22 protein-coding genes and 1 tRNA gene are annotated in these 20,199 nt (G+C 68.3%); 11 read left to right on the forward strand and 12 right to left on the reverse strand.

Going from position 1 to position 20,199, the window contains the following annotated elements:
• Nucleotides 1-99 precede the first annotated feature (99 nt).
• Nucleotides 100-726, reverse strand: a complete 627-nt coding sequence (locus tag IEV93_RS01355) for a dTDP-4-dehydrorhamnose 3,5-epimerase family protein (RefSeq protein WP_188486219.1) — start codon at nucleotides 724-726, stop codon at nucleotides 100-102.
• A 2-nt stretch (nucleotides 727-728) separates the two neighbouring features.
• Complete coding sequence (gene rfbA, locus IEV93_RS01360) at nucleotides 729-1,598, reverse strand: glucose-1-phosphate thymidylyltransferase RfbA (protein WP_188486221.1); 870 nt, start codon at nucleotides 1,596-1,598, stop codon at nucleotides 729-731.
• Between the two features lie 104 nt (nucleotides 1,599-1,702).
• Here rfbA and rfbB point away from each other — a divergent pair, with 104 nt between their 5' ends.
• Complete coding sequence (gene rfbB / locus IEV93_RS01365; protein WP_188486223.1) at nucleotides 1,703-2,707, forward strand: dTDP-glucose 4,6-dehydratase; 1,005 nt, start codon at nucleotides 1,703-1,705, stop codon at nucleotides 2,705-2,707.
• Here rfbB and IEV93_RS01370 read toward each other — a convergent pair.
• Entirely contained in the window at nucleotides 2,704-3,336 is a 633-nt protein-coding gene (locus IEV93_RS01370; protein WP_188486225.1) for a TetR/AcrR family transcriptional regulator, read from the reverse strand. The genes rfbB and IEV93_RS01370 overlap by 4 nt on opposite strands.
• A gap of 91 nt (nucleotides 3,337-3,427) precedes the next feature.
• On the opposite strand from IEV93_RS01370, the gene IEV93_RS01375 reads away from it, so the two are divergent.
• Entirely contained in the window at nucleotides 3,428-4,981 is a 1,554-nt protein-coding gene (locus IEV93_RS01375; protein WP_188486227.1) for an MFS transporter, read from the forward strand.
• A 10-nt stretch (nucleotides 4,982-4,991) separates the two neighbouring features.
• On the opposite strand, the gene IEV93_RS01380 is transcribed toward IEV93_RS01375, so the two are convergent.
• Nucleotides 4,992-6,260: an NAD(P)/FAD-dependent oxidoreductase gene (locus IEV93_RS01380; protein ID WP_229704806.1), complete on the reverse strand. Its 1,269-nt coding sequence runs from the start codon at nucleotides 6,258-6,260 to the stop codon at nucleotides 4,992-4,994.
• 98 nt (nucleotides 6,261-6,358) lie between these two features.
• Between IEV93_RS01380 and IEV93_RS01385 the strand changes: the two genes are divergently transcribed.
• Together IEV93_RS01385 and IEV93_RS01390 are read left to right on the forward strand one after the other, a co-directional pair.
• Nucleotides 6,359-7,297, forward strand: coding sequence for a LysR family transcriptional regulator (locus tag IEV93_RS01385; RefSeq protein ID WP_229704807.1), 939 nt, complete (start codon nucleotides 6,359-6,361; stop codon nucleotides 7,295-7,297).
• Nucleotides 7,294-7,842, forward strand: coding sequence for a GNAT family N-acetyltransferase (locus tag IEV93_RS01390; RefSeq protein WP_188486229.1), 549 nt, complete (start codon nucleotides 7,294-7,296; stop codon nucleotides 7,840-7,842). The genes IEV93_RS01385 and IEV93_RS01390 overlap by 4 nt, the downstream gene beginning before the upstream one ends.
• Nucleotides 7,843-7,900: 58 nt before the next feature.
• On the opposite strand, the gene IEV93_RS01395 is transcribed toward IEV93_RS01390, so the two are convergent.
• The gene (locus tag IEV93_RS01395; RefSeq protein ID WP_188486231.1) at nucleotides 7,901-9,016 is read right to left on the reverse strand and encodes a CaiB/BaiF CoA transferase family protein; all 1,116 of its coding nucleotides are present in this window, start codon (nucleotides 9,014-9,016) and stop codon (nucleotides 7,901-7,903) included.
• A gap of 150 nt (nucleotides 9,017-9,166) precedes the next feature.
• Here IEV93_RS01395 and IEV93_RS01400 point away from each other — a divergent pair, with 150 nt between their 5' ends.
• Nucleotides 9,167-10,615, forward strand: coding sequence for an MFS transporter (locus tag IEV93_RS01400; RefSeq protein ID WP_229704808.1), 1,449 nt, complete (start codon nucleotides 9,167-9,169; stop codon nucleotides 10,613-10,615).
• The gene (locus IEV93_RS01405; RefSeq protein ID WP_229704809.1) at nucleotides 10,608-11,054 is read left to right on the forward strand and encodes a MarR family winged helix-turn-helix transcriptional regulator; all 447 of its coding nucleotides are present in this window, start codon (nucleotides 10,608-10,610) and stop codon (nucleotides 11,052-11,054) included. Before IEV93_RS01400 ends, IEV93_RS01405 begins: the two co-directional genes overlap by 8 nt.
• A 2-nt stretch (nucleotides 11,055-11,056) precedes the next feature.
• On the opposite strand, the gene IEV93_RS01410 is transcribed toward IEV93_RS01405, so the two are convergent.
• Together IEV93_RS01410 and IEV93_RS01415 are read right to left on the reverse strand one after the other, a co-directional pair.
• Nucleotides 11,057-12,112 carry an isopenicillin N synthase family dioxygenase gene (locus IEV93_RS01410; RefSeq protein ID WP_188486232.1) on the reverse strand — a complete coding sequence of 352 codons (1,056 nt, stop codon included), beginning with the start codon at nucleotides 12,110-12,112 and terminating at the stop codon, nucleotides 11,057-11,059.
• Nucleotides 12,113-12,205: 93 nt separating this feature from the next.
• Nucleotides 12,206-12,733 (reverse strand): MarR family winged helix-turn-helix transcriptional regulator, encoded by a 528-nt coding sequence (locus tag IEV93_RS01415; protein ID WP_188490284.1) that lies wholly within the window; start codon nucleotides 12,731-12,733, stop codon nucleotides 12,206-12,208.
• 110 nt (nucleotides 12,734-12,843) lie between these two features.
• On the opposite strand from IEV93_RS01415, the gene IEV93_RS01420 reads away from it, so the two are divergent.
• Together IEV93_RS01420 and IEV93_RS01425 are read left to right on the forward strand one after the other, a co-directional pair.
• Nucleotides 12,844-13,440, forward strand: a complete 597-nt coding sequence (locus tag IEV93_RS01420; RefSeq protein WP_188486234.1) for a flavodoxin family protein — start codon at nucleotides 12,844-12,846, stop codon at nucleotides 13,438-13,440.
• Between the two features lie 42 nt (nucleotides 13,441-13,482).
• Nucleotides 13,483-14,268 carry a pirin family protein gene (locus IEV93_RS01425; protein WP_188486237.1) on the forward strand — a complete coding sequence of 262 codons (786 nt, stop codon included), beginning with the start codon at nucleotides 13,483-13,485 and terminating at the stop codon, nucleotides 14,266-14,268.
• A 28-nt stretch (nucleotides 14,269-14,296) separates the two neighbouring features.
• Here IEV93_RS01425 and IEV93_RS01430 read toward each other — a convergent pair whose 3' ends face one another.
• The 3 genes from IEV93_RS01430 to IEV93_RS01440 all read right to left on the reverse strand — a co-directional run bounded on the left by IEV93_RS01430 (nucleotide 14,297) and on the right by IEV93_RS01440 (nucleotide 17,602).
• Nucleotides 14,297-15,070 (reverse strand): PIG-L deacetylase family protein, encoded by a 774-nt coding sequence (locus IEV93_RS01430; protein ID WP_188486239.1) that lies wholly within the window; start codon nucleotides 15,068-15,070, stop codon nucleotides 14,297-14,299.
• A 67-nt stretch (nucleotides 15,071-15,137) separates the two neighbouring features.
• Nucleotides 15,138-16,559 (reverse strand): MFS transporter, encoded by a 1,422-nt coding sequence (locus IEV93_RS01435; protein ID WP_188486240.1) that lies wholly within the window; start codon nucleotides 16,557-16,559, stop codon nucleotides 15,138-15,140.
• Nucleotides 16,556-17,602 carry a zinc-dependent alcohol dehydrogenase family protein gene (locus IEV93_RS01440; protein ID WP_229704810.1) on the reverse strand — a complete coding sequence of 349 codons (1,047 nt, stop codon included), beginning with the start codon at nucleotides 17,600-17,602 and terminating at the stop codon, nucleotides 16,556-16,558. The genes IEV93_RS01435 and IEV93_RS01440 overlap by 4 nt, the downstream gene beginning before the upstream one ends.
• A 47-nt stretch (nucleotides 17,603-17,649) precedes the next feature.
• Here IEV93_RS01440 and IEV93_RS01445 point away from each other — a divergent pair, with 47 nt between their 5' ends.
• The 3 genes from IEV93_RS01445 to IEV93_RS01455 are packed head-to-tail and all read left to right on the forward strand — an operon-like array spanning nucleotide 17,650 to nucleotide 19,656.
• Nucleotides 17,650-18,228 (forward strand): TetR/AcrR family transcriptional regulator, encoded by a 579-nt coding sequence (locus IEV93_RS01445; protein WP_188486242.1) that lies wholly within the window; start codon nucleotides 17,650-17,652, stop codon nucleotides 18,226-18,228.
• Nucleotides 18,229-18,247: 19 nt separating this feature from the next.
• A complete protein-coding gene (locus IEV93_RS01450; RefSeq protein ID WP_188486244.1) occupies nucleotides 18,248-18,688 on the forward strand; it encodes a MerR family transcriptional regulator in 441 nt (146 codons plus the stop codon).
• On the forward strand, nucleotides 18,685-19,656 hold the full coding sequence (locus IEV93_RS01455) for an NAD-dependent epimerase/dehydratase family protein (protein ID WP_188486246.1): 972 nt from the start codon (nucleotides 18,685-18,687) through the stop codon (nucleotides 19,654-19,656). The genes IEV93_RS01450 and IEV93_RS01455 overlap by 4 nt, the downstream gene beginning before the upstream one ends.
• Before the next feature lie 16 nt (nucleotides 19,657-19,672).
• Here the strand turns inward: IEV93_RS01455 and IEV93_RS01460 are convergent, their stop codons facing one another.
• Both IEV93_RS01460 and IEV93_RS01465 read right to left on the reverse strand, forming a co-directional pair.
• The gene (locus IEV93_RS01460; protein ID WP_188486248.1) at nucleotides 19,673-20,023 is read right to left on the reverse strand and encodes a nitroreductase/quinone reductase family protein; all 351 of its coding nucleotides are present in this window, start codon (nucleotides 20,021-20,023) and stop codon (nucleotides 19,673-19,675) included.
• A 36-nt stretch (nucleotides 20,024-20,059) separates the two neighbouring features.
• Nucleotides 20,060-20,135 (reverse strand) — tRNA-Thr (locus IEV93_RS01465).
• Nucleotides 20,136-20,199 lie beyond the last annotated feature (64 nt).

Genomic DNA, 20,199 nt, shown 5'->3' on the forward strand with positions numbered 1-20,199 from the left:
AAGCCCGCCGGTTGGGCATAGGAGGCGCCACGTTTGCGGCGGGTGCCCACCTGGTGGTCGTACCTGCCCAACTGAGGGATGTACGTGCCCAACTGGTGGTCAGGCGTCGCGCGCGGCGAGGCCCGAAAGGTATCGCTCGACGTCGTCGAGGCGCGGCAGCAGCCCGGTCGCCGCGGCCTGCTCCAGGGTCGGTGCGGCGGTGTCCTTGTCCGACAGCGACACCTCGAGCGGGCTGCCGTCGCGGCCGACGACGGGCCAGTCGATTCCGATGGCCGGATCGAGCGGGTGGATGCCGTGTTCGCCGCCCGGGTTGTATCCGGTGGAGCAGAAGTAGGCGACGGTGGAGTCGTCGGCCAGCGACAGGAATGCGTGTCCGAGTCCCTCCGACAGATAGACCGCACGGCGATCGACGTCGTCGAGCACGACGCTGTCCCACTGCCCGAAGGTCGGCGACCCGACGCGGATGTCGACGACCACGTCGAGAATCGCCCCGCGCGAACAGGTGACGTATTTGGCCTGACCGGGCGGGGTGTCGGCGAAGTGCACACCCCGCAGCACACCTGCCGCCGAGACCGAGGTGTTGACCTGGGCGAGCGAGAACTCGTGCCCGATCAGCTCACCGAGGACGGACGCCTTGAACGCCTCGAGAAAGACCCCTCGCGGATCGGGATGCTGCACCGGGGTGAACTCCCACGCGCCGGCGACAGACAGCGGACGGACTCGCACGGCTAGAGCCCCCTGTCGAGGATGCCGAGGAGATAGTCGCCGTAGCCCGACTTCGTCAGTTTCTCCGCCCGGGAGCGCAGTTCGTCGTCGCCGATGTAACCTCGGCGCCACGCGATCTCCTCGGGGACCGCGATCTTGAGCCCCTGCCGCTGTTCGACCGTTCGCACGAAATTCCCGGCGTCCTGCAGCGAGTCGAACGTGCCGGTGTCGAGCCAGGCGGTCCCGCGGGGCAGGACGTGGACCTGCAGTCGGTCGGCGTCGAGGTACGCCCGGTTGATGTCGGTGATCTCGTACTCGCCGCGTGCACTCGGTGTGAGTCCGCGAGCGATCTCGACGACGTCGTTGTCGTAGAAATACAACCCCGGGACGGCGTAGTTCGAACGGGGATTCTTCGGCTTCTCCTGTAGCGCAACGGCTTTGCCGGACGAATCGAAGTCCACGACACCGTAGGCGCCGGGGTCGGCGACCCAGTAGGCGAACACCGCTCCCCCGTCGACGTCGCTGAATCGCATGAGCTGGTTGCCCAGTCCGGGACCGTAGAAGATGTTGTCTCCCAACACCAGTGCGGCCGAGTCACCCCCGATGTGGTCGGCCCCGAGGACGAAGGCCTGCGCAAGCCCGTCCGGTGACGGCTGTACCGCGTAGGTGATGGAGATGCCGAACTGCTCACCGTTGCCCAGCAGATGTGAAAAGGATGCCGCGTCACCGGGTGTGGTGATGACCAGGATGTCGGTGATGCCCGCGAGCATCAGCGTCGACAAGGGGTAATAGATCATCGGTTTGTCGTAGACCGGGACGAGCTGTTTGCTCACCCCGAGGGTGATCGGATGCAGCCGCGAACCGGTGCCGCCGGCCAGAATGATTCCCCGCATGGCGACACACTATGCCTCGGTGAGGTGTCCGGCTCAACCTCACGAGCCGCAGGTGTGGGCCGGTAGGCTCGCATCCGTTGCACCGACAACCGGAAGGATGTGCGATGCGCGCACTGGTCACGGGGGGTGCCGGATTCATCGGCGCCAACTTCGTCCTCCGCACGGCGGCGAGCCGTCCCGACGTCGACATCACCGTGCTCGACAAGCTCACCTACGCCGCCAATCGGTCCACCCTCGATCCGGTCGCCGACCGCATCGAGATCGTGGAGGGCGACATCGCCGACGCCGACCTCGTCGACCGTCTCGTGGCGCAGACCGACATCGTCGTCCACTTCGCCGCGGAATCGCACAACGACAACTCCCTGGCCGACCCGTTTGCGTTCGTGCAGACCAACCTGGTCGGGACCTACACCCTGCTGGAGGCCGTGCGCAGGCACCGAACCCGAATGCACCACATCAGCACCGACGAGGTGTACGGCGATCTCGCGCTCGACGACCCGGCCCGGTTCACCGAGTCGACGCCGTACAACCCGTCGAGCCCCTACAGCTCCACCAAGGCGGGCAGCGATCTGCTCGTGCGCGCCTGGGTCCGGTCCTTCGGCATCCACGCCACCCTTTCCAACTGCTCCAACAACTACGGGCCCTACCAGCACGTCGAGAAGTTCATCCCCCGCCAGATCACCAACGTGCTCACCGGCGCACGACCCCGGCTCTACGGCACCGGCGCCAACGTCCGCGACTGGATCCACGTCGACGACCACAACGACGCCGTCTGGCGGATCATCGACGCCGGTGTCGTCGGCGAGACCTACCTGATCGGCGCCGACGGCGAGACCGACAACCGGACCGTCGTCGAGACCATTCTGGAGATCCTCGGCAAGCCCACCGACGCATACGATCTCGTCACCGACCGTCCCGGGCACGACATGCGCTACGCGATCGACTCCACGCGACTGCGCACGGAGCTGGGGTGGTCACCGCGGTACACCGACTTCCGCGCCGGCCTCGAGGCCACCGTCGACTGGTACCGCGAGAACGAGGACTGGTGGCGCCCGGGCAAGGACGGTGTCGAGCGCGGGTACGAGCGCACCGAGAAGGTCGTCGGTTAGACCGAGCCCGACGTTCGCGCGTCGGCCCCCAGCATGCGCAGCACGACATCGATCACGTCGGTCATCGACGCGACGCCTTTCGCGTGGCCGAACAGCTTGGGTTGGGCCGACCGCAGGAACGTGGCACTGACCATCAGATAGGCCGCGGTGTCGGTGTCGACGTCGTCGGCGACGAGACCGGCCTCCTTCAGCGCGCCGAAATACCTGCTCATCGCGGCGACACCGCGATGCGGCCCGAAGTCGTTGGCCGTGATCACCGCGCCCACCTCGTCGCGCAGCCCCCCGTCGCCGTGTGCCGCGACCAGCAGATCGAGACCGTCGTCGAGGAACGTGTGCACCGCTCCGACGTACTGCTCGAGGACCGCCCGGACGTCCTCGAGGACCCTTACCTCGGTGGCGTCCATGTCGTTCTTGAACGCGAACAGCGGGCGCAGCGCCTCGTGGAACACCGCGGTGAGCAGGGCCTGTCGGTCACCGAAGTGATAGAAGATCGACCCCTCGGAAACGCCTGCGCGCGTGGCGACCTCGCGAGTCGTCAGTCGCGCGACACCGCGCTCGCGCAGTACCGCCAGCGCGGACGACAACAGCTCGTCGCGTCCGATCGCCGGGGGCCTTCCGCGTCGCGCCATGGGAGCCACACTACCCAACAGAAGTCAATTGTTGAGTGTTCACTCAGAATGTGTCACCCTTTTCTGAGTCCGCACTCAACCTGGAGGCTCCATGGCCCGCAAGTGGCTCACCCTGACCGCCGTCTGCACCGGCGTGTTCATGCTCCTGCTCGACGTGACCATCGTGAACGTCGCGCTCCCCGACATCCAGACCGATCTCGGATCCGACCTGTCGGATCTGCAGTGGGTCATCGACGCCTACGCCCTCGCGCTGGCGGCGCTGCTGCTCACCTCGGGCACGATCGCCGACATCGTCGGCCGCAAGAAGGTCTTCGCCATCGGCATCGTGGTGTTCACGGTCGGGTCGTTGGCCTGCGGTCTGGCGCCGAACATCACCACGCTGGTCGTCTCGCGCGTCGCCCAGGGCGTCGGCGGGGCCATCATGTTCGCGACGTCGCTGGCCCTGCTCGCGCAGGCCTTCGCCCCCCGCGAGCGCGGCGTCGCCTTCGGCGTCTTCGGTGCGGTCACCGGCGTCTCGGTCGCGGTCGGCCCCGTGCTCGGCGGCATACTCACCAGCGGGTTGTCCTGGCACTGGATCTTCTTCGTCAACATCCCCGTCGGCGTCTTCGCCCTGGTGATGACCATCATCGGTGTCGACGAGTCGAAGGCCCCCGGGCAGCACCGCATCGACTGGCTGGGCTGCGTCACCTTCAGCGCCGCCCTGGCCTTCCTGGTGTTCGGCCTCATCCGCAGCCACGCCGACGGCTGGGGTTCGCTCGAGGTGGCCGGCTCGCTGATCGCCGCGGCCGTGCTGCTGACCGCCTTCGTCGTGGTGGAACGCGTCTCCGACCAGCCGATGGTCGACGGATCGCTGTTCCGCGTCCCCACCTTCACCGGCGGACTCATCGCCGCCTGGGCCATCTCCGCGTCGATGTTCTCGCTGCTGACATACATCGTGATCTACCTCCAGAACACGATGGGCTACTCCGCGCTGCAGGCCGGGCTCTACTTCCTGCCGTTCTCCGGACTGGTCTTCGTCGCCGCGGCGGTGGCCGGCCGACTCTCGGACAAGATCCCCGCCCGCTGGCTGATCACACCGGGGTTCGTGCTCGTCGGTGCCGGCCTGCTGCTGATGCGCGGCACCGACCCGACCGGCGGCTGGACCCAGTTCATCCCGGGATTCGTCGTCGCCGGCATCGGAACCGGTCTGATCAACGTCCCGCTGGCGTCGACCGCGGTGGGCGTCGTCGAGCAGTCCCGCGCCGGTATGGCGTCGGGCATGAACTCGACGTTCCGGCAGATCGGCATCGCGACCGGCGTCGCCCTGCTGGGCAGCCTGCTCTCGTCGCGGTTGAGCAACAACATCTCCGACTCCCTGGCCGGGACACCGATCGCCGACAAGGGGCGCGAGATCGGTGACGCCGTCGCCAACGGCGGCGCCGCCCAGGTGATCTCGTCGGTGCCCGCCCCGCTGCGCGAGCTGGTCACCGCGAGTGCGGGTCGGGGTTACGCGAACGCCCTCGACCTCATCCTGCTGCTCGCGGCGTGCATCGCCGCGGTCGCCGCGATCTCGAGCGCCCTGCTGATCCGGTCGAAGGACTTCCACGCCAACCGCGTCGAGGCAGAGCAGAAGGTCGACGAGGACCTGGCCCCCGCGGGTTCGTGAACCGAGCGGCCTAGCCCGCGATCCTCGCCGGCTCGGGCCGTGGGGTCTCGACGACCTCGTCGAAGCCCGGGCGCGCGGTACCGACGAACGACCGGACCCACGCGACGACCGCCTTGGCCCGATTGCCCACGCCCGCCAGGTAGTACAGGTGCACACCGAGCCAGGCGACGAAGGCGAGCAGACCACGGAAGGTGATGCGCTCGGTCAGCTTCGCGACCGCCCGACCGCGGCTGATGATCGACATCGACCCCTTGTCGAGGTAGCTGAAGACGCTGCCCGGGGCGCGCCTGCGGGTGATGATGTCTACGGCGTGCCGACCCTGCTGCATGGCGACCGGACTCTGTCCCGGGTAGCCGTGCAACGAGGTCATGTCGCCGATCGCGTAGATGTTCGCGATGCCGCCGACCGTGAGGTCGTCGTTGACGAGGAGACGTCCGGCGCGGTCGGTGTCGCAACCGGTCGCCTCGGCCAGCACTCCGGCGAAGTCGCTGGCCGACACCCCGGCCGACCACACGACGGTGTCGGTGGTGATCTTGCGGGTGGCCGCCCCGTCGTTGACGTCCACGGTGACGACGCCGTCGGCGATGTCGGTGACCATCGAGCCGGTGAGAACCTCGACACCCGACTTCTCCAACGCGCCCCTCGAGTAATCGCTCAGCCCGCCACCGAACGCGGGCAGCACCTCGTCAAGACCCTCGACGAGCGTGATCGCGACCTCACGGCGCTCATGCCTACGGGCCAGTTCGGCGATCTGACCGGCGACCTCGACCCCGGTGGCACCGGCACCGACCACGACGAAGGTGGTCGCCGCCGCGTCGTCGGCAGGCGCGTCGAAGCACGCTCGCAGGTGGGCGCGGAGTCGGGTCGCGTCGTCGATGGTCTTGAGGGCGAAGGTGCGGTCGGCGTACTCATCGCGGCCGAAGTAGCTCTGGGCGGCGCCGGTCGCGGCGATCAGCGATCCGTAGTGGACCCGATGGTCCTGACCGTCGGCCCGGTAGGTGAGCACCGCGGGCATCGCGTCGACCGCGGTGACGATCCCGTCGACCACCTCGACGTCGCGGTGGCGACGCAGCAGGGTGTCGGTGCGGGGCGCGATGTCGTCGCGGGCCAGGACGCCGGTGGCCACCTGGTAGAGCAGCGGCTGGAACAGATGCTCCGGGGTGCTCGAGATCAGCAGGGCGGTCTTGCCCCGGCCGCGTAGGCGGCGGGCGGCGGCCAGCCCGCCGAATCCCGATCCGACGATCACCACGTCGTAGTACGTCGCGTCATCTGTGCGCACGTCGTTCTCCTCTCGCTACTCATGAACAACCCCCATGCTCCTGGTTCGCGTTCCCCGCGTCACGCGCGTTTTCCAGATGCAATTGATCTGGATTGCTCATGAATGAACCGATAGGATCGGTGACCTGCGACAGAGGGGGCGAGATGGAACTACGACAGCTGACGTACTTCGTGGCCGTGTCTGACGAACTGAGTTTCAGCCGCGCCGCCGAGCGCACCTTCATCTCGCAGTCGGCGATCAGCCATCAGGTGGCGCGCCTCGAACGCGACCTCGGCGCGGCCCTGTTCGAGCGATCCACCCGCACGGTGACCATCACCGAGGCCGGTGAGCGTCTGCTGCCGGTCGCCCGTCAGATGATCGATCTGGAGAAGCACGCGTACGCAGCGGTGCGCGACCCCGGATCGCGGGTCCGCCTGGCGGCGAACATGTCGTTCGCGCGGCGGTCGTTGTCGGCGATCGCCGAGGTCCGCGAACGACACCCCGACGTCGAGATCGAGTTCGTCATCAAGAACTTCCAGCAGCGGGTGGACGCCGTCGTCTCCGGCGACGTGGACATCGCGCTGATCCGCGGAAGCGTCAGCGATCCCCGGTTGCGGGTCGAGCAATTGTGGGTCGAGGAGCTCGTGGTGGCGGTGTCGGAGAAGCACCCGCTCGCCGGGGCGGCGGAGGTCGATCTGCGCGACCTCGTGTCCCACCCGCTGATCCTGCCGCCACAGAAGCAGCAGGTTCTGCTGCACAACGTCATCCGACAGGCCTTCGCCGACGTCGATGCGGTGCCGCGGTACGGATCGCCGATCGCGGCCGATCACACCGCAGCGCTCGAACTGATCAACCACCCGGACACCTGGACGGTCCTCTACGACGACCAACCCGGGCCGGCGATCGCGTTGCTGCGGGAGAGGAACGGACGCCTGCGGGTGCCGGTGAGTGCCCTCGTGCGGACCCACGCGCTGCAGGAGTCCGGCGCCGGCGAACGCGCCGCGATCATCGGGGACCTGATGGCGCGTCTGGGCGCGGGGACGGGGGTGGCGCCATGATGGAGTGGCCGCGTCACATCCCGACGCTCACCGACGGGGTGATCACGCTGCGCGCCCTGGAACCCGACGACGTCGACGCCGTGCTGCATACCGCGTCGGACCCTGACTCGATTGCCTTCACCACCGTCCCCGACCCCTACACCCGACAGGACGCGGTCGACTTCGTCGAGACACACTCGACGAAGGTGTGGCCCGGTTTCGAGGTGGCGATCGCCGACGCCGACGACGCCCTTGTCGGTACGTGTGGTCTGCGGATCCGGGATGACGAGAGCGCCGTGACCGAGATCGGGTACATGGTCGCGCCGTGGGCACGCGGTCGCGGGATCGCCACCCGCGCAACCCGTCTACTGATCGACTACTCCTGGACGATCGGCGCGTACCGGGTCGCGCTGGATGCCTCGACGATCAACCCCGCCTCCCGACGCGTGGCCCTGCGGTGCGGCATGACCGAGGAGGGAATCCTGCGGTCGGCGCACCTCGGCAACGGCGGCATCAGACACGACGTCGTGGTCTACGGCATCCTGCGGACCGACCCCCGCACCTAACTCGTCGACTGGGCGGTTACGGACATCGAGTGGGCGGTTGCGGACGACGACTGGGCGGTTACGGCAGTACCGGGGGCGGCATCCGGTAGGTCGGCGGTGTCACCGACATCCCGATCGGGTTGCGCACCGTCGGGGTCGGTGTCCCGGGGATCTGCGCCGCGGGGTCGATCCCGAGTCGCCGCGCGAGGTCGAAGGCCTCGGCGACGTCGTTGATGGGCCCGGCGGGAACCCCTGCGGCGGTGAGCACCTCGAACCAGTGGTCCGCGCCGTGTGGGCGCAGGGCGGCGGCGATGTCGGCGACGAGGGCGTCCCGGTTCGTGATGCGCGCGGTGTTGGTCGTGAATCGCTCGTCGGTCGCGAGTTCGGGTGAGCCGATGGCCTCGGCCATGCGGGTGAACAGCTTGTCGTTGCCGACGGCCACCGCGAGTGGGCGGTCCGCGGTCGAGAAGACCTGATAGGGAACGACACTGGGGTGACGATTACCCATCGCCGCGGGCACGACGTCGGCACCGAGATAGCCGGCGGTCTGGTTGACCATCGACGAGAGGGCGACCGAGAGCAGATCGAGGTCCACCCGTTGACCGACGCCGGTGCGGTCGCGATGTCGGAGGGCGGCGAGGATGCCCGCGACCGCGTGGACCCCGGTGAGCACATCGATCACCGCGACGCCGACCTTCGACGGCGCGTCCTCGGGCCCGGTGACGCTCATCAATCCGCTCATGGCCTGGATGAGCAGGTCGTACCCCGGCATGGACGCACCACCGTCTCGACCGAATCCTGTTATCGCGCAGTAGATGAGATCGGGCCGATCCGCGGACAGCGTCTCGTATCCGAGGCCCAGGCGTTCCATCGTCCCGGCGCGGAAGTTCTCGATGACGACGTCGGACCGCTCGACCAGGGTTCGTGCCGCACGTCGTCCGTCGTCGGTCTGCAGATCGACGGCCAGCGACGTCTTGTTGCGGTTCACCGAGGTGAAGTAGGTGGCCATCGGCTCGGCGCCGTCCGGGGCGTCCTTCTCGTACGGCGGCCCCCAGGAACGGGTGTCGTCGCCTGCGCCCGGGCGTTCGACCTTGACCACCTCGGCGCCGAGATCGGCCATGAGCATCGTCGCGTACGGGCCGGCGAGGACCCGACTGAAGTCGGCGACGACGATGCCGTCGAGCGCGCCGGTCATGATCGGGAGGCCACATCAGGAGAACGGTCCACACGGCAGACGCTAGTCGGCACATTCGGCACGCGATTTCGGCACGCTCGGCGGTGGGGGTGACCCATCCCACTCGGCGACCCCTTGCTCGACTAACAGTTGTAGTTTCACAATGGTCCGGTGGAAACCGAGACCTACAGCGCACGGCGCAAATGGATCATCCTGTGCACCTGTTGCCTGAGCCTGCTGATCGTGTCGATGGACGCGACCATCGTCAACGTCGCGCTTCCCGCGATCCGTCGGGATCTCGGCGCCTCGGTCTCCGGACTGCAGTGGGTCATCGACATCTACACCCTGGTCCTGGCCAGCCTGCTCCTGCTATCGGGCGCGATGGCCGACCGCCTCGGCCGCCGACGCATCTTCCAGATCGGCTTGGTCGTATTCGCGCTGGGGTCGCTGCTCTGCAGCCTCTCGACCAGCGTCGAGATGCTCATCGCGGCACGATTCGTGCAGGCCATCGGCGGGTCGATGCTCAACCCGGTCGCGATGTCGATCATCACCCAGGTGTTCACCGGTCGCGCCGAGCGTGCCCGCGCGATCGGCGTCTGGGGTGCCGTCGTAGGCATCTCGATGGCGCTGGGACCGATGGTCGGTGGCGTGCTCATCGACCTGCTGGACTGGAAGGCCGTCTTCTGGATCAACCTGCCCATCTGTGCGGCGGCGATCATCCTCGCCGCGATCTTCGTCCCGGAGTCGCGCTCGGCCACCGTCCGCAAGCTCGATCCGCTCGGCCAGGGACTCGGCATCCTGTTCATGGCGTCACTCATCTCCGGACTGATCGAGGGACCGAACCTCGGGTGGGGCGACCCGCGCACCCTCGGCATCTTCGCGCTCGCCCTCATCGGCCTGGTGGGGTTCATCCGCCATGAGGGACGGCACGCCTCCCCCTTCATCGACCTGCGGTTCTTCCGGAGCGTTCCGTTCGCGACGGCGACCGTCATCGGGATCGTCGCGTTCTCGGCGTACGGCGGATTCCTGTTCCTGATGTCGAACTACCTGCAGAACGTCCGCGGCTACTCGGCTGTCCACACCGGCCTGATCTACCTCCCCATCGCCATCGGCACGCTGATCTTCTCCCCCATCTCCGGCCGCCTGGTCGGGCGCTATGGGACGCGACCGTCGCTGATCGCCTCCGGTCTGCTGCTCGCCGTCGCGTCAGTCCTGCTCACGACGTTCACGCCGACCACCCCGGTCTGGCTGCTGATCATCGCCTTCGGTCTCTTCGGCGTCGGATTCGGTCTGGTCAACGCCCCCATCACCACATCGGCGGTCAGCGGTATGCCGCGGGACCGAGCCGGCGCGGCGTCGGCCGTCGCATCCACCAGCCGCCAACTCGGCGTCAGCCTGGGCGTCGCGATCAGCGGATCCATCGCCGGAGCCGCGGTCACCGCGTCCGACAGCGCCTTCACCGACGCTGTCCAACCGCTGTGGTGGATCACGACCGGACTGGCACTGTCGATCACCGCCCTCGGCATCATCAGCACCACCGGATGGGCCAAGAGCACCGTCGAGAAGACGGCGTTCCTGTTCGTCTCACCGAGCGAGCCGAAGGCACCCGCGCATGTCTGAGGATCGGACCACCGCGCAGCCACGCGACGCCGCACGGGCCTGGCAGTTGATGGCACACTTCGTGATCGACCACCGAGGCCCGTGGCGTAAAGCGATGATGGCGCGAACCGGTCTGCCGTTCAATCACTTCCGGCTGTTGCGGCGGATCGGCTCCGGCGCGGTCACCATCGGCGATCTCGCAGCCGCGGCGACCATCGACGCCCCCGCGGCCACCGTCGGCGTCAACGAGTTGGAGAAGCGCGGCCTCGCCGAGCGGACTGTCGACCCGACCAATCGTCGCCGCAAGTTGGTGTCGCTGACCGACTCCGGCCGCGCGGTGCTGGCCGACGCGATGACGACCGACGACCCGGCACCCTCGGCGTTCGACGCCCTCGACGACGACGAGATCGCCGAGCTAGTCCGCTTGATCGCCAAGCTCGACACGACCGCACACGGCTGAGGTCAGGTCGGTCCGCTCGAATCCTGAGCGGCAAGAACGCGGTTGGCCTCCCGCACGGCCGCGGCGTTCGACTTCCCCTGACGCGAGCCCGCCAGTTTGGCGGCGATGTGATCACGCACCGTGATCGGTTCGTAGGCCATCCCGTCAGCGGACTCGAGGTCATCGGGCAGGGTGGCGATGACCGCCTCGGGGTTCCCGTCGTGAAAGAACGCCGCCGAACGACGTCGCCGGATGGTGCCATCCACGATCGGCGGCTTGACCCGGTGCAACGTCGACCGCCATCGGTCGTTGGTCAGACGCGCTGTGAGGTCACCCAGGTTCGCCAGCAGCGCGCCGTCGACCGGGGAGACGTCGTGCCATCGCCGGTCCGACCCCAGGACCTGGAGGCCGGCGACCTGGTCGGCCCACAGCACGGTCACGATGCCGAAGTCGGTGTGCTCGCCCATCCCTGTCAGTTCCCCGTCCAGGGTGACCGTGCCCTCGGGCAGGGCGTAGTTGTTCATCCGCAGCACGTCGATGGAGTGGTCCGCGATACCGGTGAAGAAGTCCTCCGCCACCCCGAGGGCCGCGGCGAAGATCGTGGTGAGCGTGCGCGCGACCCGAGCGGCCGCGTCGAAGTACGTCTGCACGCCCTCGGCGAACCCCTCGACGTCCGGCCAGACGTTGATGCCGTAGTCGTCCTCGGACAGCTCGAGACCGGTGAACGACCTCGCCTCGACACCGACGTTGAACGCCTCGAAGAAGTCGTTCATGCGCGTCGCGGCCTCGACCCCGAGACTGAGGCTGAGCGATTCACTCTTAGGCGGGCTGTAGCCGCGGTTGGCGCCGGTGACCCGATAGGTCTTGCGCACCTCGAGCGGTTGGGCGAAGAACCCGTCCATCGCCAGGGTCAGACCGTCGACGACGCCGTCATCGATGCCGTGGCCGCGGATCTGCATGAAGCCGACGGTCCGGCAGGCCTCGTCCACCGCGGTCACCACGTCGGCGATCTCGACCGCCGAGCCACCGCACACCACCGGTCCGATGTCGATCACCGGGACACGGAACGTTTCGGTCATCTCTCACCTCTGATGCCCTGCGCCCTCGCGGGTTGCCGACGCCGCAGCCATTGTCGGACGGCAGCGGCCCGTGCGCACCTCGGAGAGCGGACCTCAGTCGACGCTGGTTGCCGCGTCAACCAATGGGACGGACAGGCGCTTACCGGCGACGGTGGCCGAGCGCGACATCTCGACCATGTGGGCGTGCATCTCGAGATAGGCGCTACCGATCCGATCGACATCACGCGGACTCAACACGTCGAAGACATTCGACCGCACCGCCGCGACATGGCCGGGGCTCGCGGCGGCGAGCTTCGCCGCGCCCGCCTCGGTGAGTTCGGCCAGCGCACCACGTCGATCGTCCGGACAGGGCACCCGTCGCACCCACCCCGCCTCCACCAGGCGATTGATCGCTCTGGTCACACCACTCTTGGTCGCGGTCACCGCGTCGGCCAGGGGCCGCATCCGCATCTGATGATCCGGCGCCTCCGACAGCTGCACCAACAGTTCGTAGTCGGTCAACGAGATGTCGGCGTCGCGGGCCAGCTGCTGGTCGAGTCGTTGCAGCAGCAAACGGGTGGCGTTGAGATACGCACGCCACGTGCGCTGCTCGTCCGCGCTGAGCCACTGAACCTGTTCCATGCGGTCGATCATAGAGGAAATGGTTGACAACGCAACGACATCAGCTAGGGTCGTCAGTAGTTGATCGCGCAACGACATGTGCGCGCACACCACGACGAAGGGTTGCCCCCATGACCAAGCTCGCCATCCTCTACTACTCGGCCACCGGACACGGGACGGCCATGGCCGACCGGCTCAAGACCGCCGCCGAGGCGGCAGGCGCCGAGGTACGCGTCCGCCACATCGCCGAGACCACCGACCCGTCGGTGTTCGCCGAGAACCCGGCCTGGACCGCCAACTACGAGGCGACCAAGGACCTGCCCGCCGCCACCGGTGACGACATCGTGTGGGCCGACGGCGTGATCCTCGGTTCGCCGACCCGCTTCGGAAACACCGCCGCGCCGTTCCAGGCGTTCGTCGACACCCTCGGCGGACTCTGGGCCCAGGGCAAGCTGGCCGACAAGGCCTACGCCGGTTTCACCTCGAGCCAGACCGCACACGGCGGCCAGGAGGCGACGCTGTTGGCGCTCTACACCTCGGTCATGCACTGGGGCGGCGTCGTGGTCGCCCCCGGCTACACCGACGGCATCAAGTTCGCCGACGGCAACCCCTACGGCGTCGGCCACGTGACCGGCGCGAACAACACCGATGAGCTGAACAGCGCCACCCTCGACGCGCTCGATCACCTCGCGACCCGCGTCGTCACCGTCGCGGGCAAGCTGGCCTGACCGGCCTTTCGTAGCACCCACCGCACTCGAGTCAGGTTCACCATGAGCACAGCGATCGCACCCGAGCTCGACGTCCGGCGTTCCGATGATCGGGACAAGACCCGCATCGGGTGGCTGGACTCGAAACACTCGTTCTCGTTCGGGGGCAATTACGATCCCGCGAACACCCACCACGGGGTGCTCATGGTGAACAACGACGACATCGTCACGCCCGGAATGGGATTCGACACCCATCCGCACCGCGACATGGAGATCATCACCTGGGTGCTGCAGGGTGCGCTAGTACACCAGGACTCGATGGGGCACTCCGGGATCATCTACCCGGGCCTGGCCCAGCGGATGAGCGCGGGCACCGGGATCCTGCACTCGGAGAAGAACGACTCGTGGCGCCTGGGTCCCGCCGACGGAGGTGACGGGGCGAAGCACGACAACCCCGTGCACTTCGTGCAGATGTGGGTCGTCCCGGACGAGGCCGGCATCACGCCGGGCTACGAGCAACTCGAGATCGACCACGAGTTGCTCGCCGGCGGGCTGGTCCCCGTCGCGTCGGGGATGCCCGGGCACGCAGAGCATTCCGCCATCCGCATCAAGAACAAGTACGCGGCGATGCACGTCTCCCGCATGCAGCCCGGCCAGTCGCCGATCACGCTGCCGGACGCACCGTTCCTGCACGTCTTCGTCGCACGTGGGGAGGCTTCACTCGAGGGTGTCGGGGTGCTGCACGAGGGCGACGCGGTCCGCGTGCGCGGCGGCGGTGGTCAGACGATGTCGACCACGGCAGGCGCCGAGGTCATCGTGTGGGAGATGCACGCGACGATCGCCGCCTGACCGGGGCTCCTACAGCGGCAGAGCAGTCCTACAACGGCAGGGCGGTCAGCTTCGGGTCCTTGACACCGTCGGCCCGACGGAAGGTCTCCACCCCGAACGCCATCGTGAGGATGTCGGTGGGCATCTGCAGGAACGGCCCGAAGTCGCCGATCTGGGATGCGTGGGCGACCATCGCCGCCCGCTTGGTCTCGATGAGGTCAGCGACGTCGACCATTACGGAGATCTCCGACTCCGGCACGCCGAACGACTCGATGTCGAGACCGGAGTCCTCGCTCGCCCACTGCGGGTTGGCGGTGATCAGGGTCCGCATCAGGTCGCGATTGGCGACACTCTCGAAAACGTGTGCCGTACCGGCGATCTCGGTCGCACGCAGCCCCACGTGGTGGACCTTGATGTGATCGGGGTGTCCATAGCCGCCGTTGCTGTCGTAGATGGTGACGACGTCGGCGTTCTCCTCGATGAGGATGTCGGCCAACCGCTGAGCGGCGTCCTCCACCGGCACGTTCGTGAACGCCTCCGGATTGTCGTTGTCGGCGGTCCCCGCCATGCCCGAGTCGGGGTAGTCGAGCATCACCAGACGATGTACTCCGAGGATCTCCGCCGAGTTCGACAGCTCCATCCGGCGACGCGATAGCAGCGACTCCCCCTCGGCGAGCAGGCCGTCCGGGAACTCACCGACCGCGCCGTCGGTGGCGGTCACCAACACCACGCGATGACCGGCGTCGGCCGCGCGACGCATCGTGCCGCCGGTGCTGAACACCTCGTCGTCGGGATGGGCGTGAAAACACACGAGAACACTCACTGATTGCCTGCCGCTCGAAGTCCGGGCCCCGTCGGGCGAGATCTCGAAGTCTAGTGCCGCCACGGACTCACACGCCCGCCGCGGTGACGTCGGCGCGGGCCGCCGCGGTCGCGCGCCGGTGGAGCGCGAACACCACCAGCCCACCAAGGGCGGAGATCACGGCCGTGACGACCGCCGCGACGTTCCACCCGGCGATCAGATCCTCGACCGCGCTCCCCGGGCCGGGTCGGGCCCCGATCACCGCGACGATGGTGACCCCGACCGCCGAGCCGAGGTAGCGCGCGGTGTTGTTCGCGCCGCTGCCCATGCCGCCTCGTCCGGCGGGGACGCTGGCCACGGCCTCGCGGCCGAGATTGGCGTTGACCATTCCCGTCGCGATCCCGGCGAACAGCAGACCGGGCAGGAACCGCACCCATCCGGAGTTCTCGTCGATGCCGGTCAGGGCCGCGAGCCCGATGGCGACACCGAGAAGGCCGACGGCGAGCTGGACCCGTCCGGACACGCTCGCCGGGATCCGGCGGGCGAGCAGTGCGGTGACGACCGATGTCCCCGACCACGCGAAGAGCATCAGTGCCGAGCCCATGGCGGAGATGCCCAACGCCGCGCCGAGGAACCCGGCCATGTACGACATCAGCGCGATCGCGCCGGCACCGATCGCGACCGCGGCCAGGGTGGCCGCACCGAATGCCGGTGAGCGCAGCAGCGACAGATCGAGCATCGACGTCGCGCTGCGGTGCTCCACCGCCACGAACGCCGCGAGCAGCACCACCGACGCCACCAACAGCATGATCACCACGGGCTCCGCCCATCCCTGCCTGCCCTCGACCAGGCCGGCGAGCAGCGTGGCGATGCCCCCGGCGAACAGCAGCGCCCCGGGCAGGTCGAGCCCACGCGGATGCTCGGTGCGCGATTCGGGCACGAGCCGTTCGGCGGCGACGGCCAGCAGGATCGACGCGGCCGCGAGCGCCCAGTACGCGTCGTGCCAGCTGTCGGCCTTCTCCAGCAGCGCCGACAACAGCGGGCCGATCGCGATGCCTGCCCCGACACTGGCCCCCCAGACGCCGCTGGCTGCCGCGCGCTGCGGACCCGGCGGGAAGGTGTGGGCGATGATCCCCAGGCTCGACGCGATGACCGCGGCACCGCCCACACCCACCAGCACGCGCGTGAGCACGAACACGAGTACGTCCGGGACCAGCACGCCCACAATCGATCCGACGGCGATGACGAGAAGTCCGATGGTCAGCGTGCGGCGACGACCGAAGTCGTCGGAGATCGTGCCCGCCGACAACAGGGCCGCGGCGAGTCCGATGCTCATCGAGCTGAGGATCCAGGTGCGCCCGGAGACGTCGGCGTCGAGCGCGGTCGCGGTGACGTTCAGGGTCGACAGCGGCGCGGTGAACGCCACCAGGACCAGCAGGGTGCCCAGGGCCGAGACGGCCAGGGTGGTGCGCGGGGACCCGACCGGCCCGGCGTCTGACCGCGCCGTCACCGGTGATCACCGATCGCGAAGAGCACCTTGCCGGTGCGGTCACGTCGAGCGGCGTGTGCCAGGGCGGCGTCGAACTCCGTGAGCGGGTAGGTAGCGTCGATCGACGCGTGCAGGGTCCCGTCGGCGACGAGTGCGGCCAGCTCGCGGTAGTGCTGCGCCACCGTGTCGGGCGGAAGCGAGTCCTGCCAGTGTTTGAGCCAGAAGCCGCGGACGACGAGGCCTCGGAAGATCAGATTGGGGATGTCGATGCTGACAGGCTGACCTCCGCGCGAGGTGTAGCTGATGATGGTGCCGCCCACAGACATCCGCGACGCGAGGGCGGTCGTCGTCGGGCCGCCCACCCCGTCGATCAGCAGGTCGACGGTGTCGCGGCCGAGGGCCTTTCTCACCTCCGCCGCGATGTCGGGCCCGTCGACGAGCACGACGTCGGCGCCGGAATCGCGAAGGGCGGTTGCCGATTCGGGTCGGCGCACGATGTCGAGGAGTCGGAACCCGGCACGCCGCGCGAGTGTTCGGACGTAGCCTGCGGTGGCCGAACTCGCCCCGGTCTGTGCGACCCAGGCACCTGGTTCCAGATCGGTGAAGCCGTGCAGCATCGCCCACGCGGTCATCGGGTTGATTCCGAGCATGGCGAGCTGCGCCGGGTCGCCGTCGACCGCGATGGCGGTGGTCGCGTCGATCACGGTCTGTTCGCGCCAGGTGGTGTCGGTGAGCGTGGGCAGGACGAGAACCTGCTCGCCTATCCGTCCGGCGTCCACGCCGGCTCCGACCGCCACGATGCGCCCCACACCCTCCGCGCCGAGGATGGCCGGCAGCGTCGGGCGATAGCCGTAGCGCCCGGCGATGAGCAGCAGGTCGGACGGGTTGATCGGTGCGACGTCCATCGCGACCACGACCTGCCCGTCGCCCGGATCGGTGGCGGGGATGTCGACCAGCCCGACGTTCTCCGACGTGGCGGCGCCGTAGGTGGTCAGTTGCAACGCTTTCATGGCGCGGTCCCGTCGTGAGCACTGCGCGATGACGACCGTCATCGGTCTGGCCACGCTAGCAGACGATGACGACTGTCATAATCCATGGCTAGACTTCGGACATGCCCCCGACCGACACCCCCGAACCGCCCCGCGCGCGCATGGTCCGCAGCGCCGCGCGGATGATCCGCGAACGCGGGGTCACCGGGGTCGGGCTGCGGCAGATCGCCGCCGACGCCGACGGTCCCCGCGGGTCGTTGCAGCGATACTTCCCCGGCGGCAAGACGCAGGTGTTGCTCGAGGCGATCGATCTCGCGGTGGACGACTTCGCCGCCGGCACCCGAGCCGCCGCCGAGGCCGAGACCCTGCCCGACGCCGTCAGGATGATCGTCGCGTCCTGGCGAGAGGTGTTGACCGACAGCGACTTCACCGTCGGTTGCCCGATCGCGTCGTTCGTCGTCGACGTGTCCTCGGTCGATCCGCTGCGCGAGCGCGCCGATGAGCGGTTCTCCAACTGGCGCAAGGCAATCGCGGCGATCTACCGTCGGTTCGGATACGACCGCTCGGCTGCGTGGGATGAGGCGATCCTGGTCATCTCGGCTCTGGAGGGCGCGGCCCTGGTCGCCCGCGCCGCGCGCGACATCGAGGCGATCGACGTGGTCGAGAAACTCCTCGTCGATCGCTTGACCTCAAGCGCTTGAGGTCTGTTGTCATGGGGACATGACAATTTTGACCATCGGGGACGTGTCGCGGCAGAGCGGACTCAGCGAGCCGACCCTGCGGTACTACGAGGAGGTCGGGCTCATCGGCCCGATCGCACGCGATGAGGGCAGCGGACACCGCCGCTACGACGAACGCGACCTCGACGACGCCCAGATCCTCGCGTGCCTGCGGGGCATGGGCGTCGGGATCGAGGACATGCGCACCTACCAGGCGAACCGCGCGCTGGGGCATGCTGCCGCCGGCGAGCAGCGCGATCTGCTCCTGCGGCACGCGGCCCGCGTCGAGCAGGAGATCGAGACGCTTCGGGTGCACCTCGACTATCTACAGTTCAAAGCCGCGCTGTGGGACGCACGCGATCGCGGGGACTCCACCGACGAGGCCGAGGCCGCCCTGCGCGTCACCGCGATCGTCCCGAAGCTGCAGGAGTCGATCCGATGAGCACGGTCCTGGTGACCGGGGCTTCGGGATACCTGGGCACCCGGCTGATCGCCGACCTCCTCCGCTCGGGCGAGCAGGTGCGCGGCACCCTGCGATCACTTGCCGCCGAGGCCGACGTCCGTGCGGCCGTGCGTCGGGGCGGGGCCGACGATGCGGGGCTCGAGCTCGTTGTCGCGAGCCTCACGCACGACGACGGTTGGGCAGCGGCCGTCGCCGGTGTCGACGGCGTGTACCACGTTGCCTCGCCGATGATCCAGACGTCCGACGTCGACGAGGTCGTCGTCCCCGCACGGGACGGCACAGTGCGGGTACTGCGCGCCGCCCGCGATGCCGCCGTGCCACGCGTGGTGCTGACGTCGTCGTTCGCGGCGGTCGGCTACTCCCCCAAACCCGTCCGCGACTACGACGAATCCGACTGGACCGACCCCACGACACCCGGACTCCCGGCCTACCCGTTGTCCAAGGCGGTGGCCGAACGCGCAGCCTGGGACTTCATCGAGACCGAGGGCGCCGGAACCGAACTCGTCGTGATCAACCCGACGTGGATCGCTGGTCCCACGCTGACCACGGCGGCTCGGTCGTCACTGCAGCTGTTCGTGTCGATGCTCGACGGCACGATGCCGGCCGTCCCGAAGCAATTGTTCGGCATCGCCGATGTGCGCGACGTGTCCGAGCTCCACATCGCCGCGATGTCGACGCCCGAGGCGGCGGGCCGGCGCTACCTCGCGCTCGCCGACGGACCGACACTGAGTTTCCTGGATGTCGCCGGCGTTCTCCGCAACCGACTGGGCGCCTTCGGGTCACAGGCCCCGACCGAGGAGCTGCCGGGCGACGATCCGACTGCGTTGGTCATCCACAACGACAGGGCCAAAAGCGAACTCGGCTTTCGGCCACGACCGGCGGAGACGACCATCGTGGAGACGGCCGAGAGCCTGCGCGACCTCGAGATAATGTCGTCGACGGATTGACGACGACCGTGACTCGTCAGCTCCCGACAGGATCGAGGGTGATGCTCACCGACATGCGGCCCTTGGGGTCGTGCACGGTCACGGCGTGGCCGGGGCGTGCGACTCCGGCGATCTCGACCATCACGCGACCCCCGTCGCCGTCGAAGTTGCGCCACCAGTTCTTCTTGTCCGGCATCATCACCGCCACGGCGAGCGCGTCGCCGTCACGCTTGTAGGAGACCGGCAGGCTGAACGACTTGCCGGACTTGCGGCCGGTGTAGGTGATCAGCGCCGTCGACTTACCCAGCACCTTCTCGAGCACCGGCGCCTTCATCAGGGTCACGAAGAACTTGTTCCACACCGCTGCGGATTTCTGAAAGGTGTTCATGAGCGTGCCTCCGGGTCGTCGTCGTCCGGGCATTGCTGGAGCCGCCTGCGAGAATCGAACTCGCGACCTTTTCATTACGAGTGAAGCGCTCTACCGACTGAGCTAAGGCGGCGTGCCGCCCGAAGGCAGCGTCAGCCAGTCTATCGACCCGGCCGCCCCGGCGACAAACCGCCGTC

The sequence above is a fragment of the Williamsia phyllosphaerae genome, assembly GCF_014635305.1.
GTDB classification, from domain to species: Bacteria; Actinomycetota; Actinomycetes; order Mycobacteriales; family Mycobacteriaceae; genus Williamsia_A; species Williamsia_A phyllosphaerae.

Bases quoted from the DNA above. Each gene is read 5' to 3' on its own strand.
- IEV93_RS01370 (WP_188486225.1), bottom strand. From the start codon at position 3,336: ATGGCGCGACGCGGAAGGCCCCCGGCGATCGGACGCGACGAGCTGTTG.
- rfbB (WP_188486223.1), top strand. From the start codon at position 1,703: ATGCGCGCACTGGTCACGGGGGGTGCCGGATTCATCGGCGCCAACTTC.
- IEV93_RS01410 (WP_188486232.1), bottom strand. From the start codon at position 12,112: ATGACCGAAACGTTCCGTGTCCCGGTGATCGACATCGGACCGGTGGTG.
- IEV93_RS01405 (WP_229704809.1), top strand. From the start codon at position 10,608: ATGTCTGAGGATCGGACCACCGCGCAGCCACGCGACGCCGCACGGGCC.
- IEV93_RS01450 (WP_188486244.1), top strand. From the start codon at position 18,248: ATGACAATTTTGACCATCGGGGACGTGTCGCGGCAGAGCGGACTCAGC.
- IEV93_RS01415 (WP_188490284.1), bottom strand. From the start codon at position 12,733: ATGGAACAGGTTCAGTGGCTCAGCGCGGACGAGCAGCGCACGTGGCGT.
- IEV93_RS01460 (WP_188486248.1), bottom strand. From the start codon at position 20,023: ATGAACACCTTTCAGAAATCCGCAGCGGTGTGGAACAAGTTCTTCGTG.
- IEV93_RS01390 (WP_188486229.1), top strand. From the start codon at position 7,294: ATGATGGAGTGGCCGCGTCACATCCCGACGCTCACCGACGGGGTGATC.
- IEV93_RS01385 (WP_229704807.1), top strand. From the start codon at position 6,359: ATGAATGAACCGATAGGATCGGTGACCTGCGACAGAGGGGGCGAGATG.
- IEV93_RS01420 (WP_188486234.1), top strand. From the start codon at position 12,844: ATGACCAAGCTCGCCATCCTCTACTACTCGGCCACCGGACACGGGACG.
- IEV93_RS01445 (WP_188486242.1), top strand. From the start codon at position 17,650: ATGCCCCCGACCGACACCCCCGAACCGCCCCGCGCGCGCATGGTCCGC.
- IEV93_RS01425 (WP_188486237.1), top strand. From the start codon at position 13,483: ATGAGCACAGCGATCGCACCCGAGCTCGACGTCCGGCGTTCCGATGAT.
- IEV93_RS01395 (WP_188486231.1), bottom strand. From the start codon at position 9,016: ATGACCGGCGCGCTCGACGGCATCGTCGTCGCCGACTTCAGTCGGGTC.
- IEV93_RS01455 (WP_188486246.1), top strand. From the start codon at position 18,685: ATGAGCACGGTCCTGGTGACCGGGGCTTCGGGATACCTGGGCACCCGG.
- rfbA (WP_188486221.1), bottom strand. From the start codon at position 1,598: ATGCGGGGAATCATTCTGGCCGGCGGCACCGGTTCGCGGCTGCATCCG.
- IEV93_RS01375 (WP_188486227.1), top strand. From the start codon at position 3,428: ATGGCCCGCAAGTGGCTCACCCTGACCGCCGTCTGCACCGGCGTGTTC.